The 13,299-nt window shown below is 57.6% G+C and carries 21 protein-coding genes; 10 read left to right on the forward strand and 11 right to left on the reverse strand.

Features of this window, described 5'->3' with window-relative positions; genetic code table 11:
* Positions 1-366: 366 nt before the first annotated feature.
* From PSCI_RS20315 to PSCI_RS29560, 10 genes are all read right to left on the reverse strand, one after another.
* Positions 367-1,416: a tyrosine-type recombinase/integrase gene (locus tag PSCI_RS20315; RefSeq protein WP_045490528.1), complete on the reverse strand. Its 1,050-nt coding sequence runs from the start codon at positions 1,414-1,416 to the stop codon at positions 367-369.
* A gap of 1 nt (position 1,417) precedes the next feature.
* A complete protein-coding gene (locus PSCI_RS20320) occupies positions 1,418-1,657 on the reverse strand; it encodes a DUF4224 domain-containing protein (RefSeq protein ID WP_045490530.1) in 240 nt (79 codons plus the stop codon).
* Positions 1,658-1,758: 101 nt separating this feature from the next.
* A complete protein-coding gene (locus PSCI_RS28760) occupies positions 1,759-2,604 on the reverse strand; it encodes a DNA cytosine methyltransferase (protein ID WP_084710048.1) in 846 nt (281 codons plus the stop codon).
* A complete protein-coding gene (locus PSCI_RS20335) occupies positions 2,597-3,163 on the reverse strand; it encodes a hypothetical protein (RefSeq protein ID WP_045490532.1) in 567 nt (188 codons plus the stop codon). Before PSCI_RS20335 ends, PSCI_RS28760 begins: the two co-directional genes overlap by 8 nt.
* Entirely contained in the window at positions 3,160-3,450 is a 291-nt protein-coding gene (locus PSCI_RS20340; protein ID WP_045490534.1) for a hypothetical protein, read from the reverse strand. The genes PSCI_RS20335 and PSCI_RS20340 overlap by 4 nt, the downstream gene beginning before the upstream one ends.
* Before the next feature lie 50 nt (positions 3,451-3,500).
* Positions 3,501-3,827, reverse strand: a complete 327-nt coding sequence (locus tag PSCI_RS20345) for a pyocin activator PrtN family protein (protein ID WP_045490536.1) — start codon at positions 3,825-3,827, stop codon at positions 3,501-3,503.
* The gene (locus PSCI_RS29555; RefSeq protein ID WP_173426694.1) at positions 3,824-3,961 is read right to left on the reverse strand and encodes a hypothetical protein; all 138 of its coding nucleotides are present in this window, start codon (positions 3,959-3,961) and stop codon (positions 3,824-3,826) included. The genes PSCI_RS20345 and PSCI_RS29555 overlap by 4 nt, the downstream gene beginning before the upstream one ends.
* 25 nt (positions 3,962-3,986) lie before the next feature.
* Entirely contained in the window at positions 3,987-4,271 is a 285-nt protein-coding gene (locus PSCI_RS20350) for a phage antirepressor KilAC domain-containing protein (RefSeq protein WP_045490538.1), read from the reverse strand.
* Between the two features lie 9 nt (positions 4,272-4,280).
* Entirely contained in the window at positions 4,281-4,874 is a 594-nt protein-coding gene (locus PSCI_RS20355; RefSeq protein WP_045490539.1) for a hypothetical protein, read from the reverse strand.
* Positions 4,871-5,047 carry a hypothetical protein gene (locus tag PSCI_RS29560; RefSeq protein WP_173426695.1) on the reverse strand — a complete coding sequence of 59 codons (177 nt, stop codon included), beginning with the start codon at positions 5,045-5,047 and terminating at the stop codon, positions 4,871-4,873. The genes PSCI_RS20355 and PSCI_RS29560 overlap by 4 nt, the downstream gene beginning before the upstream one ends.
* A 643-nt stretch (positions 5,048-5,690) precedes the next feature.
* Here PSCI_RS29560 and PSCI_RS20360 point away from each other — a divergent pair.
* Positions 5,691-5,942 carry a hypothetical protein gene (locus tag PSCI_RS20360; protein ID WP_045490541.1) on the forward strand — a complete coding sequence of 84 codons (252 nt, stop codon included), beginning with the start codon at positions 5,691-5,693 and terminating at the stop codon, positions 5,940-5,942.
* 80 nt (positions 5,943-6,022) lie between these two features.
* Positions 6,023-7,063, forward strand: a complete 1,041-nt coding sequence (locus PSCI_RS20365; protein WP_045490543.1) for a reverse transcriptase family protein — start codon at positions 6,023-6,025, stop codon at positions 7,061-7,063.
* Between the two features lie 28 nt (positions 7,064-7,091).
* On the opposite strand, the gene PSCI_RS20370 is transcribed toward PSCI_RS20365, so the two are convergent.
* A complete protein-coding gene (locus PSCI_RS20370; RefSeq protein WP_045490545.1) occupies positions 7,092-7,745 on the reverse strand; it encodes a LexA family transcriptional regulator in 654 nt (217 codons plus the stop codon).
* Between the two features lie 102 nt (positions 7,746-7,847).
* On the opposite strand from PSCI_RS20370, the gene PSCI_RS20375 reads away from it, so the two are divergent.
* The 8 genes from PSCI_RS20375 (at position 7,848) to PSCI_RS20410 (ending at position 13,235) form a co-directional block, all read left to right on the forward strand.
* Positions 7,848-8,081: a hypothetical protein gene (locus PSCI_RS20375; RefSeq protein WP_045490546.1), complete on the forward strand. Its 234-nt coding sequence runs from the start codon at positions 7,848-7,850 to the stop codon at positions 8,079-8,081.
* A gap of 343 nt (positions 8,082-8,424) precedes the next feature.
* A complete protein-coding gene (locus tag PSCI_RS20380; RefSeq protein ID WP_045490548.1) occupies positions 8,425-8,940 on the forward strand; it encodes a phage regulatory CII family protein in 516 nt (171 codons plus the stop codon).
* Positions 8,941-9,047: 107 nt separating this feature from the next.
* Positions 9,048-9,272 carry a hypothetical protein gene (locus PSCI_RS20385; protein ID WP_045490550.1) on the forward strand — a complete coding sequence of 75 codons (225 nt, stop codon included), beginning with the start codon at positions 9,048-9,050 and terminating at the stop codon, positions 9,270-9,272.
* 54 nt (positions 9,273-9,326) lie between these two features.
* Positions 9,327-9,545 carry a hypothetical protein gene (locus tag PSCI_RS20390; protein ID WP_045490552.1) on the forward strand — a complete coding sequence of 73 codons (219 nt, stop codon included), beginning with the start codon at positions 9,327-9,329 and terminating at the stop codon, positions 9,543-9,545.
* Positions 9,535-11,748 carry a VapE domain-containing protein gene (locus tag PSCI_RS20395; protein WP_045490554.1) on the forward strand — a complete coding sequence of 738 codons (2,214 nt, stop codon included), beginning with the start codon at positions 9,535-9,537 and terminating at the stop codon, positions 11,746-11,748. The genes PSCI_RS20390 and PSCI_RS20395 overlap by 11 nt, the downstream gene beginning before the upstream one ends.
* A complete protein-coding gene (locus tag PSCI_RS20400) occupies positions 11,741-12,097 on the forward strand; it encodes a PA0613 family protein (protein WP_045490556.1) in 357 nt (118 codons plus the stop codon). The genes PSCI_RS20395 and PSCI_RS20400 overlap by 8 nt, the downstream gene beginning before the upstream one ends.
* 491 nt (positions 12,098-12,588) lie before the next feature.
* Positions 12,589-12,921: a phage holin family protein gene (locus PSCI_RS20405; protein ID WP_045494655.1), complete on the forward strand. Its 333-nt coding sequence runs from the start codon at positions 12,589-12,591 to the stop codon at positions 12,919-12,921.
* Positions 12,921-13,235 carry an HNH endonuclease gene (locus PSCI_RS20410; RefSeq protein WP_045490558.1) on the forward strand — a complete coding sequence of 105 codons (315 nt, stop codon included), beginning with the start codon at positions 12,921-12,923 and terminating at the stop codon, positions 13,233-13,235. The genes PSCI_RS20405 and PSCI_RS20410 overlap by 1 nt, the downstream gene beginning before the upstream one ends.
* Positions 13,236-13,299: the final 64 nt, after the last annotated feature.

A 13,299-nucleotide genomic window follows, 5' to 3' on the forward strand; every position in this document is an offset into this window, starting at 1 on the left:
AGTGGCAGAGTCTGAGGCGTCTTGAGAGAATCATAGAAGCCCTTTGTTTTCTATCATCTGCTAAAATGCAGAGGTGCGCTAAGGGCCGGACGGCCGCTATTGGCCGATTCTGTTGAAAAAGTCGGCCTTAGTTTCCACGGCAGAAAAGTACGCGTCTGAGATTGAAATCCTTACTTTTGGCTGGGGCGTCCGCACTCAAATTTCACGTATCAGCGTGCAAAAATTGCATTTTCCCCGGTCAATATCCGGGCAGTTTGAGCGGAGCGACTTTTTCAACACAATCGGCCGAAAGCAGCCACTAATGCGTAGGAGGTTTGGCGGTCAAATTCAATGCGAGCGGGTGTCCAATGAATGCAATTACACCTTTCACCTCGATGGCTTCGCAATCGCCCCAACCCGCCGATACACCCGCTCTGTCATCTCCTGCTTCGAATGCCCAAGCAAGGTGCTTGCATCCCCAATATCGTCAATCTCAGACGCCGCCTTGGGCCTGATGTCCCGAAACTGAAACTCAGCCAGCTTGCCCGCCAGCCCCTTGTCATCGCTTTCCATTGCCGCAGTGATAGCCGCGCTCCTGGCATCGTCCCATCTGGCATTGAGTGTCCGGGATGACATCCGTAGACCCCGTTTGCTGACAAAAAAGTATGGGGAGCTGTGCGTGCCGTCAGTGGAAGTGAGCCGGTCCACCAATTGGCCCAACTTGTTCCGGGCCCCATCGGTTTCCAACTGGATGCGTAATCGCTTACTGGTCTTCTGCTGAGTAACGAACAGGTAGTCGCCCTGTACGTCATCTCGACGCATAAAGCGCACATCAGCTGGACGCTGGCCGGTGAGGTAGGCCATGTCCATAGCGTCTTTCAGATCTTGCGTGGCTTTTGCGTAGACGGCGTTCCATACCTGATCGGTAGCATAGTAGTCGCGTGGCTTTTCCTTGTTCTTGCGCACGCCCAGGCAGGGGTTGGGGCGATCTGTGAGGCCCCATTCCCTGGCGGTGTTGAAGACGTGCGAGAACAGGGCCAGTTCGCGGTTGGCCCGGATCTTTCCTTTTCTGGCGTCCCGGTATCCGGCGATCATTGCCGGTGTGATCGCATCGATGGGCGCGGTGTCGAATACGGCCCTGAGAAACTTCAGCTCCTTGAGGTTGTCGCTCTGACTGCGTGGCGACTTGCGGGGGATGATGGTGTCTCGGTAGCGATCAAAGATGTGACAGAGCAGCTTCATGTCGGCCGGTACGGATTTGGCCTCTAGGTCTGCCCATTTGAGCCTGGCCAGGTTGATGTCGGTGCCCAGCGGTATGTCTTTTCCGTCCTGAGTACGGTAGTAGTACGCGGTCCATACCTTGCCGCTTTTGCGGGTTCTGGTGCGTTTGAGCATTCTGGGCGGGAGATTTCGATTTTCAGGGTTACGCGGTCGCATTTCAGTTCACTCTGGAAAAGTCCGGCGTCCATGCCGCTGCTGCAGGTGGGGTGAGGGCTTGATGCTGGACGGGGATGATGCCCAGTTTCATTCGCACGTAGTGGCGGCCGACCAGTGGCCGCTTGCCGCGACTTTCGATGTAAACCCAGTGATGGCGGTCGAGCCATCGGCGTTGCCCGGCTCGGGATTTGTAGCCGGTCAGCTCTGCCAGTTCGTCGTCCGATAGTATTTCAGTTTCCATCGGTTGCTGTCCTTCGACGGGTTCCCAGACTGGGCCTGTTGCTGCCAGGCGCGTCTGGGAGGTGTTGATTGAAAGATGAGTGGGGTCAGGCGGCGTGGGTGTCAGGGTCTGTCGTCGAGTAGCGTGAATGCTGCCGCTGCCACTCGTGGAACCTGTCCATTGCCAAGGGCTTTAAGTCGGTCCAGCCGATGGGCCACCCCATCAGCCACTCGACCCATTCCGGGTTCAGGTGGCCATGGTTGGAAGCCATGACGGTATGGTCCAGGCGGTCCCGGATCCGGCTCGCGCCGGTCTTGCGGGTCAGTGCCTTCGGTGATGAGCCTTTGGCCATCGAGGCGACCGGGGTCGGCCATTTGGGCCGGGTGTTGGGGTTGCGCCATTGTTTCGCGGCGCTGCTCAGGCCCCAGCCGGCGGTGTCGCTGCTGCCGGGTTGATTGTGGTTGCCATTGACCGTTGGCGTGGGCCACAAGCCAGATGCGGTCGCGTTTATGGGGCGCTCGGCAGTCTGCCGCTGAGAGACAAGCCCACTGCGCGTCGTACCCCAGCGCGGCAAGGTCACCGAGGACCACGGCAAGGCCTCGTCCCACAAGCAGCGGTGAGTTTTCCAGCAGGACGTATTCACATCGAACTTCACCGATGACTCTTGCCATGTGTTTCCAGAGTCCGGATCGGCTGCCGGTGATGCCGTGGCCTTTGCCTGCGGCGGAGATGTCCTGGCAAGGAAATCCGCCCGAAACCACGTCAACAAGGCCTCGCCATGGGCTGCCGTCAAAGGCTCGGATGTCAGACCAAATCGGGAAAGGCGGCAGGGCGCCATCGTTTTGTCGTTGCGCCAGAACCTGTGCGGCGTAGGCATCACGCTCAACGGCGCAGACGGTGCGCCAGCCCAGCAGGTGGCTGCCGAGTAGCCCGCCACCAGCGCCTGCGAAAAGAGCCAGCTCATTCATCTGGCCTCCCGACCGGGGCGTGCCGGTCGTCTGCAGGTGGATCGGTCATCAGGCTGAACAGCCGATCGAGGTACTGCGAGCGGGCGTGTTTGGGTGTCCAGGGCGTGATGGTTTCTGCCATGGCGCCGGGGCCGGCCGGGAGGTGCCAGCGGTCCATGGGGACGTTGAGCAGGTCGCGCAGTTCGGCGGCCAGCACGATTAGTTCGGCTTCGCGCACGCTGTCGGCCAGCATGGGGTAGAGGCCGAAGCGTTGGCAGATGGCTTGCCAAAGGTCTTCTTCGACTTCTCGGTACTTGCCGATCATTTTTTTCAGTGGCCTGGGCAGATTACCGATGTAGGCGGCCGGGGCCTCCATCAGCAGCGCGGCGCGTTTGTGGCGGGGTTCGACCAAGTCGCTGATCAGGCAGCAGCGTTGCGCCAGGCTATAGAATGCTCTGGAGTGGCCGTTGTAACAGCAGATCTGCGACAGGGCGTGGGCGATGTCGCAAGAATCGATGACCTCTGACTGTGGGCTGAGAAGGTCGAGCGTGGTGCCGCTGTAGGTGATGAGCTGGCTCATGCGGCTTTCCCCGTGTGCAGGGTGGGCTGTGTGACTGGAGGCTGACTGGGGGGAATGGTCAGCAGTCGGGCTTGCACCAGTTCGAAGTGTTCCATCAGCCGACGGTTCAGGGTGCGGGCATCGTTGAGTTTGCGGGTCAGGTCTTCGTTGGCTTGGTTGGCCAGGTCCTGGCTGATGACTTCGGCCGTGGCTTTGCCGTCTTTCTGGCCGAAGTAGTAGCCCAGCCAGAAGATCGCGCCGGCCCAGGCGAGCACGAACAGCAGGGCGAAGATTTGGGTGTTATCCATGGTACGTATTCCTTGTGTGGCAGGTGATGGCCGGTGGTGGCGGCCGGGGCTTAGTCGGGTGATTCGTCGGGCGCGCTGGTGAGCGCCGACAGGTTTTCATCTGCCCGATAGGCGCAGATGTCGATCAAAGCTGCGACGTGGCGCAGGTGGACGTACTTGATGGCCTTGCGGCTGGTGTCCAGGGTGAGGATGGGCAGCTGGATGCGGCCGCTGTTCAATTCCGCCAAGAACGACTGTTCGTTGAGGTTGCGGAAATACTGGGTGCGGACCTTTTCCAGTGGCACCAGCACGTCATTGAAGGTGCGGTAGAGCATGTCCAGCGTGGCCGCGTCCGGCGCGGGTAGCAGGCGCAGTTGGGGGTGTTTGGTCTTGTTCATGGGCCTTGGTGTGGCTCCTTGCGGTTGAGGCGGGCCGGGTGGTGCCAGGCGTTCAGGCAGTGGCGTTTGACCAGTTCGCGCAGAGGCTCCGGCACCTCAAGCAGCGCGGCATTGCGCTGTTCGCGGGTGGGCATGGCGAGGATCTGGCGGGCATATTCCCTAGGCCACGTGCCGGTTGTCTGGCGGTACTGGCGCAAGCTCGATGCCCAGTTGCACGGCCGGCCAGCGAATGCCCGCCGGGGTGACGCGGGTTGATCGGCTGTACTGCATGCCCAGTTGCGGGTGCCACCAGTGGCCTTCTTTGACGTGCAGGTAGTCGCGGTCGCGGTTCGGCTGGGCCGGCAGGTTGTCAGTGGTCAGCAGGCCCTTGTCGCGCATCTGCCTGATCAGTTGCGGTCGGCTGAGGCCGAGGTGGGAGGCGGCTTTGGCGAGTGTGCTGTCCATGCATCCTCCTTACGCCAGGTTGGCCGCCGGTGACCTGGACGTCACCAGATGCTCGATGGATTCGGTCAGCAACTCGAACGCTTCGTTATCGCTGCCATACACGGTGAAGCACGATGTCTGCGGTCGGCTGAGGCCCAGATTCAGAATGGCGGTAATGGCATCGCGGCCGCCGGTGCGGTGCAGCGCGACTTGTAGCGGGCAGGGCAAGCCCAACTCCAGACTGAGAAAGCCGCCTCTGCCGATCAGCGATAGCAGTTGCCGGGTTTGCCGGGGATCAAAACGGCTTTGCCCGGCATGTGGCGGGCTGTTGCTGCCTGAGCCTTGGTTGCTGATGGTCAGCAGTCGGCCATTGGCGATGGCCTCGACGAACTCAGCCAGTCGCAAGTGGATGCGGCGCTCGTCTCGGCGCAGCGTCAGCGTGTGGCGCTCATCACGCATCACCACGGTGAAGGTGGTTTCTTGCGGGCCGCGATCCACCTGCAGGCTGAACGACCGCCGTTCGTTAGAGCGGGCGGCGATGCAGCTGTGCTGGAAAGTACCGTTCAGATTGGCCTGCGCGGAGAACAGCGTCAGGGTGCGCTCATCAACGATGAAGTAATTCATGCCGCACGCCCTCCGCTCGGATTGATGGGGGCAGGGCGCTGACGCTTGGGGATCAGTCGGGGTTTACCGCCCTGGATCAGGATCAAGCAGCCAGTGCTGGCTTGCAGGTGCTCGATCAGTTGGCGGTTGTGGGTGCAGGTCGGGTGGACGTGCAGGGTGGCTGTGGTGCGCATGGGGGTTGCCTCGCTCTGTGGGTAGAGAAAGACAAATGTTAACCGTAAGGGTTAACTAGTCAATGAAAAAGTACCTTAATGGTTAATAAAATATCTTGCAACATTTTGCTTGAAGCACCTTTACAGGCAGAGGGCTACTATCGCGCTTGCTGGGTGAATCATCCAGGTGCTCTTTAAACATCGATAAAGACTAGGCTTGCAGTTGTTGATCGGTTCGCCGATCAGCTTTGGGTTACCAAAGCTTTTTCCGCCAACGGGAAGTCATCAGTTACCTACCCGCAGCTGTCCAACTCCAAAGGTGCTAACGGACGCATTCACTTCCAGTGGACGCCATCCATAACGCCTGTGATTTGGCTGCTCAAGGTACTGACGCGCGCGCGTACTGCCAGCGTGTTTCCCGGCATCAGAGTCCACCACTCGACTCAGATTCCGTAATTCACGCAGAGCAGCCGCCGTATCCGGCCGAATAAGGGCAGCCGCCCTTACGGTCGAATGGTGCTCAGAGCAAGATTACTGGTGACGTTTGCGGCGGGGGGGCTTATCAGATTCTCTGATAAGCCAGAACTGTGATTTGTTACACCTTCATTTTCCTTTCGGCCTAGAAGCTTCTCGGCGGGCATTTCGCCTGAAAGGAGCTATATCGATGAAACAGTTAAAGAAATCTAGCCGTCGTAAAACGGCTATGAGTAAGCACAAAAATGAAGGTGTACGCGTTGACGTTAGCGCAAAGAAGAGGAAAGGTGGTAAGAAGTCATATGTACGCAAGTCAAATCGCAGTTGGTTAAAGAGTAATTTTGATCTTCTGGTTCTTGTTGCAAAATTGATTTTTAACAACTTTACTTTGATTTGTGAGTATCTCTCAAGCGTTATTGAAGCGTTGAAGGGGATCTTCTAATGAATGCGCAACAGATCACAATTTCGAATTTCTAAGGCCGGTCCGAATCTCGGGCTGGCCTTTATCATATTTGGGGCTGTATGGACGCTATTCTTTATCATTGTCGACCAATCTATAGTTTAAAGTCTCTAGCTTTGGCTTTGGGGGAGAGTGTTGAGTTTTTAGGGTGGCTTGCTTGCCAAGCTGATTCTCTTTATCGTCCGGTCCAATTGGTTAAAAAGGATGGCACGCCTAGGTATGCCTATGATGCTCGTGCTGATTTGAAGAAGGTTCAAAGAAAGATTGTAGATCGTATCTTGGCAAGGGTTGTTTACCCAAAATATCTTCATGGGGGGATAAAGGACGCTGATTTTCGGCGTAGTATTTACTCAAATGCTAATCTTCACACAGGCGCTAAGTCGTATATAGTTCAGGATATTAGTAATTTTTTTCCGTCTATTAGTTTTGCTAAAGTCTATGATGTTTTTAGTCTTTTTTTTAATTTTGGTCATGTCGTTGCTCATCTTTTAACAAGGCTAGTTACTCGTGCTGGTGTGGTCCCGCAAGGAGCCAGCACAAGCAGTTACCTAGCTAATCTAGTCTTTTGGGATGTTGAGCCTGAAGTGGTCTTAGGCCTAAAGGAAAAAGGGTTTTGTTACTCCCGTTTTGCTGACGATATTACGGTTTCTTCACCTTCGGCTTTGAGTGCGGACGAAAAAACGGAGATCGTAACTAAGGTCACTGGTATGTTGGCTCGAAAGGGCTTCAAGCAAAAAAGATCCAAAATGCATGTTTTGAAGAAAGGGCAGGCGATTGCGTTGAGTAATGGAAAGTATGAGCCTGCATTAATAACGGGCTTGTCGATTTCTGGTCCTAAACCCGTAATAACCAAAAAGGAAAGAAATCGTATTAGGGGGCTTGTTAAAAACTACCAAGCCTTAATTGATATGGGTAGGCCGGACTCAGAGTTGGAGAAGGTTTTTCATAAAGTGATGGGACAGGTTGGGCGTATTATTGCTTGTGGGCAGGCAGAGGGTGCTGAGCTGAAAAAGACTTTAAATGAAGCAAGGCGACTATCCAAAAAATCTATATTTGAACGGCATGACTCTCTGATCAATGCTTCGGAGTCTTCGCAGGCATAGCTGAGCCAAAATAGAATTGATTGGCGCTCTAAATCTGTGTCACGACCCACATGGCTCGGCCTACTAAACACCATGCATCAGTAAGTTGCTCGATTCGGTTTGGCCAACTGGGGTTTGTTGCGAGCAAGTATGACTCATTCCCTTCGATTTTGAGTTGTCTTATCATAAGAAAATTGTCAGATTTTCGTTTCGCAAGGACGAAGCTATCGTTCTTGCAAGGATGGGACGGATCGATAATGAGCCTGTCACCTGCTTGAAAGAATGGCTCCATACTCAAGCCTTCAACCGTTATACCGAAAGACTTTTCCCCGACAGGTCCGGGAGAGTTTATCCATCCGATCTGAATACCATCGGATTTTCCTGTATTTCCACTCATCCACGAATCTACAGACTTGAGATCAAGCATGGGTAACTCAGTGGCTCTGGCCCTGGCGCTAGCGCGATCTATATTCTTTGAGCTTTCTGTGCCCCCAAGAACATCAAGCTCGCCAAGCTGTAGGTGGAGTACCTGCTCAATCTCTCTGGCAATTCTGTTGCCGATCCCTTTTGTAGGATTTTTTCCCCCAAACGCGCTCACTTGCGCTGGAGCCTTACCTAAAAGGTCTGCAATGTCGGTCAGTCGGAGCTGCCTTTCGGCCATGATCCGTCGGAGGTTTTGCAAGCGAATGTCTGAAATGGTCATGAACCAATTCTGTCCTTCATAACCTTGTAGGTGAATGTCCTTTTGGGTATTGCGTTTGTTAACCGTAAAGGTTAACTTGTTCCTCGCCGGATTGGAGGACTCATGAAATTACGTGACTACATCTCTCAGCTTCACAGCCCAGATTTGATTGCATACGCCCAGCGCTGTTCGATTTCCCATAGCTATCTGAGGCTGCATGTCAAATACGCGTCGAAGAATCCAAGCGTGCCGTTGATCAAGGCCCTGGCGCGGGAAAGCGAAGGGGCGGTTTCGTTACCTGAGGTGCTTGAGCATTTTGGAATCATAGAACCACACATCGTTACAGACGTTGCGTGAGGTGTGAAAACAGGAATTTAGTCAGAAAAAAGGCGACCTAAGGCCGCCTGCTTTTCCCCCGACTCGCGCCACCACAGCGTTGTCGGGCCGCGGTAAATGGTGGGGCTTACCAACCCACCGTATCTACCGCGTTGTTCAAGGCACTGATGCCTTGAGTTGCTGCCCGTCTCCACCACAGATAAAGGCAGCTGTTGCGCCAGGGATGAACGAGGGACTGTTCGCCCTGGCACGGTGCCGGTTTCGGTCTAGAGGACCTTGCCGGCGTGTGGACCAACCGAGCCACGCGGCGAATGTACCACCATGTATCGCCGCGCGGCAGTGGCATTTTTAAAGGATCGCTGCCATGAGTCGTAGTTACCCCTGTTCTGACCGGGCCTCGCGGGAAATTCTGCCGCTTGATCTGGCGCTGTACCACGCTGCTCGGGAGTACCCCGGTGGCGCCGCTGCAATCGCCGCTACCACTGGCCGAAGCGCCAGTACCTTGCAACATAAGCTGTCGCCTACGCACCCCAGCCACGTGATCAATATTCAGGAATTTTGCGAAATCCTGGAGCTGACCAAGGATCGTCGGATTCTTGATGCGGTTCACGCTTTGGTGGGGGACACCATCTGGCAGGAGCTGGCCGAGGCCTATACCGATGACATGCCGGAGACCATGACCAGTGGCATCGCGACATTCTTTTACAAGGTCGCAGATCTGTCTGAAACCTGGGCGCGGTCGATTGGTGACGGCAAGGTCAGTGACCGCGAACTGGGCGAGCTTCGCTTGCAGGTGTTTCGCGGTATTCAGGCGTTGTTGGCCATGTACAACCGCGCTTGCTATGTGAACCAGACCACGCGGGGAGGTGAGCATGGCTGACTCAACTCCCCAGTGCCTGTCAGGCGGTTTCGGTGTGGACCTTCAGGGTCATGAGCAGACCGAGGCGTTTGAAGTCGTTATCCATCTTTCATTCAAGGTAGATTTTTATGCAGACGCTGATTATCACGGGACCACAAGGCTCGGGCAAAACCACGCTGGCCGTGCAGTTGCTGGAATTCTTCGGAAAGACCCACGTTGTGGACGATTGGGACGGGCGCGAGCCTTTGCCGCTGGGGGTTTTGGCGCTGACAAATTGCGACACATTTTCAGCGGGCGATGCGCAGGTTCTCACTCTGGAAGAGGCGCGCCAGCTACTGGCAGCGGTTGGCTGAATCGCCTGGCGGTTTATCCGTTGCTTGGCCTCCTGACCCGGTTGGGAGGTGCGCATGGCTGATAACGCTGATCGTGCCAACGACCTGCTGGAGTGGCGTCTGGATCAAGCGCTGAAAGCTCATCGTTCGCGTCCCGGCTGTGCTTCGCAGCAGTACTGCTGCACTTGTCGGAAGTGGATCCCCATGGCCCGGCAGATCGCGGCCAAGGGCTGCAAGCGTTGCATGCATTGCCAGGGCGCGTTTGAACGTGCGGGGGGGCGCCATGCTGGCTGAAGTATTGGTGCAGTTTCATGACTATGGGCTGCTGCCGGAGATGCCGCTGGTGTACGGCAAGCTGACCCGCTGCAAGACCACGCGCGACACCGGCCGGGAAAAGAAGGGCTGGTATGTGGCTTATGAACACCTCACCGCCAAGGGTGAGACGCTGATCTTTGGCAGCTATGGCGACTGGCGCCTGGGTGAGACGCAGAAGATCAAGGTCAAGCCGGGGCGGATGTCTGCCGAGGAACGCGAGGTGATGCGCGCCCGGCAGGAAGAGGCCAAGCGCCGGGCGGTGGAGGTGGCGGCGCATCGGGCGCGGCGTGCTGCTGCACGGGCCTCGGCGATCTTCCAGCGCTTGCCGGAGAAAGGCAACAGCGCGTACCTGCAGCGCAAGCAGGTGGTGGGCCTTCGGGTTCGTTACTCGCCGCGCAGTGGTGCGGTGTTGATTCCGCTGCAGAACGCCCGGGACCGGATTGTCGGCCTGCAGGTGATCTATCCCGACAAGCATCCGGTCACCGGCCTGTCGAAAATGTACTGGCCGAGCGGGATGACCAAGGAGGGCGCGTTTCATCTGATCGGCCCGGAGCCTGACCCCGGTGAACCGGTGTTGGTGTGTGAGGGCTACGCGACCGGCGCGAGCCTGCACATGGCGACGTCGATGGCGGTGGCCATCGCGTTTGATGCGGGCAACCTGCTGCCGGTGGCCAAGAGCATGCGCGAGCGGTTTCCGGGCCGGCCGCTGATTATCTGCCGTGACGATGACTGGAAGACCACCAAGCAGAACGGCGAGCCTTGGAACCCCGGTGAAGAGAAAGCCAGCAATGCGGCGGTGGTGGTCGGTGGCCAGGTGGTTGCGCCGATCTTTTCGGGTGAGCGGGAGGATAAGTGGACTGACTTCAACGATCTGCATTGTGCCGAAGGGCTGGATGCGGTGCGGCGGCAGGTGATGGCTGTTGTGAGGCCACCGGCGGCCGGGGGCTGGAAGAATCAGTTGGCTCGCTCGGAGAACGGCAATCTGATTCCGCATATGCAGAACGTTGAACTGGTGCTGGGCAACGATGAGCGCTGGGGTGGGGTGATCAACTACTGCGAGTTCAGTTCCAAGATCATCAAGCTGCGGGCCGCGACGTATGGCGGGGGCACGGGTGAGTGGGCTGACATCGATGACATGCGGGTGATGAAGTGGCTGGCCCAGCACTACAACTTGCGGGTCAAGGCGTCCAGTGTGATGGAGGCGGTCAGCGTGGTGGCCCATGACCATAGCTTTCACCCTGTCCGCCAATACCTGGATGGCCTGGAATGGGACCGCACGCCGCGTTTGAACAGTTGGCTGACCGATACCCTGGGTGTTCCTGCCACCGAGTACAGCGCCAAGGTCGGCAAGCGTTGGTTGATTTCAGCGGTTGCGCGAATCATGCAGCCGGGCTGCAAGGCCGATGCGGTGATGATTCTGGAAGGCGGGCAGGGCGCGGGCAAGTCCACGGCGATGAACATCATCGGCGGCAAGTGGTTCATGGATACGCCGTTTGTGCTGGGCGACAAGGATGCGTTTCAGGCGTTGCGCGGCAAGTGGGTCGTGGAGCTGGGCGAACTGGACAGCTTCAACAAGGCCGAGAGCACCAAGGCCAAGCAGTTTTTCTCGGCCACGGTCGACACCTACCGCGAAAGCTATGGCCGCAGAACGATCGACGTGCCACGCCAGTGTGTTTTCGTGGGGACGACCAATCAGGAAGAGTATCTGAAAGACCCGACCGGCAACCGGCGTTACTGGCCGGTGGCGTGTGGTGATACGGACCTGGACAAGCTGCGGGAGATACGCGACCAGTTGCTGGCCGAGGCGGTGTATTGCTACCACGCTGGTGACCGTTGGTGGGTGACCCGCGAAGAGGAACCGATGTTCACGGCGGCGCAGGAAGATCGGTTTGTGGTCGATGAGTGGGAAGGGCCGATTTTGCAATGGCTGGAAGAGTCGCAGATCGGTGAGACCACTACCGGCAGCGATCTGCTGAGTGCCGCGTTGAAGCTGGATTTCGGGCACTGGGGCAAGCCGGAGCAGATGCGGGTCGGGGCGATCATGCATCGGCTGGGCTGGCAGCGTGTGCGTTTGCCAGCGTTGCGCAAGAGCGGCAAGCGGCCCTGGGCTTACAAGAAGCCGCCCGGCTGGGGACGCCTGACAGCGGCATCGGCTCCGGTGCAGGAGGCCTGTTTTGGTTAAGTACATCGACGAAATGCTCAAGCTTTGGGCGCAGGAGCTGCACAGCGATCACGAAGGCACAGGCGGTGGCGGCAATATGATTGCCATGTTGATGGAGTGCAAAGGCGAGTTGATCCGGGGCACACGCGGGAGCCGGGTGCTGCTGGATGAGTCTGCCGATATCGAGCTGATCGTTAACAAGCACCTGGCGCCAGAACTGGCGGTGGCGGTGCGGGAGCATTACTGCAACTACGACAGCCTGTTGTCGCAGAAGGTGATGTATTGCGGCTGTAGCCTCAAGACTTACTACCAGCGGCTTCATGATGCGCATGTGTGTATTGCCAGCCTGCTCGGGCGGCGCGCTGCATGATGGCGCGCCGGTTGCTGTCTGGCCTGACCCACTGGCTGTTTTGCAGTGGGTCGGCTGCGGGCCATGTATTACGTGGTCTGTCCCAGTGTCCCGGCAAAAGTGCCCCGCGCACATGTGCGCCGTCATGCACGCGCGCGTCGCGCAGCGTGTGATTAATATCCTTCTACACACGGAAAAGGAGTTAATAAGTAGGACAGTAGGGTAGAGCCTTGATTTATGTGGCCTTGAGATGTCCGGCCTGTCTCTGGATCCGTGGGGCATAGTGAGACGCGGCAAAGCCGCGAAAGCGATGGTTGAAAATATCCCGACATTCACCCGACATTCACTGGGTGTTACCCGGATATTCATGGGTGGCGCCGGATTGAGCTTGATGCCAGGAAAATCAGGGGGTAAAAAGTAGTCATCTTCGACAGGTGCGGGCGCAGCAAGCGGCCCGTACCGCATACCAGACCCGGCCTTCGTGCCGGGTCTTTGCATTTCTGGGGGACGTGATGACGGACGGGCAACAAACACTGAACGAGCTGCCGCTGTGGCTGCTGATCACGCTGGCCCTGGCCGGCGGTGTGACCGGCGAGCTGTGGCGCGCCGACAAGGACGGCTTGTGCGGTTCGAAGATTGTGCGCCGTCTGGTGCTGCGCTCTGGGTCCAGCGTGATGTGCGGCGTCTCGACCATGATGCTGCTGTATGCGGCAGAGGTGCCGATGATGGCTGCTGCGGCAGTGGGCAGTTTGACGGCGATGGCGGGGGCGGATCTGGCGATCAGTTTTTATGAGCGATGGGCTGCGCGGCGGCTGGGGCTGACGCGCAGGGATGCTGACGGTTGATGCAGTCGATCAAGCAGCCCAGCCCCTACACCTACCGCTGGCAACAAGCCCGCGCCGGTTTCCTGCGCAAGCATCCGCTGTGTGTGAACTGTCAGCGTCAGGGCTTGATCGCCGCGGCTTCGGTGGTTGACCACATCAAGCCGCATCGCGGCGATATGGGGCTGTTCTGGGATCGCAACAACTGGCAGCCCTTGTGCGAGACCTGCCACAACTCGTGGAAGCAACGGCTGGAGAAATCCGGGCGGCAGGTCGGTTGCGATGCAGCGGGCCGGCCGCTGGACCCCGGCCACCATTGGAACCGGCCACGGGCCTGATTGGCCGGCCATTTTCCGGCGTGCCGAGGGTAGGGGGGTCATAAAGTTTTTGGCCTTTTTCACA

Source organism: Pseudomonas sp. StFLB209, assembly GCF_000829415.1.
GTDB lineage: Bacteria > Pseudomonadota > Gammaproteobacteria > Pseudomonadales > Pseudomonadaceae > Aquipseudomonas.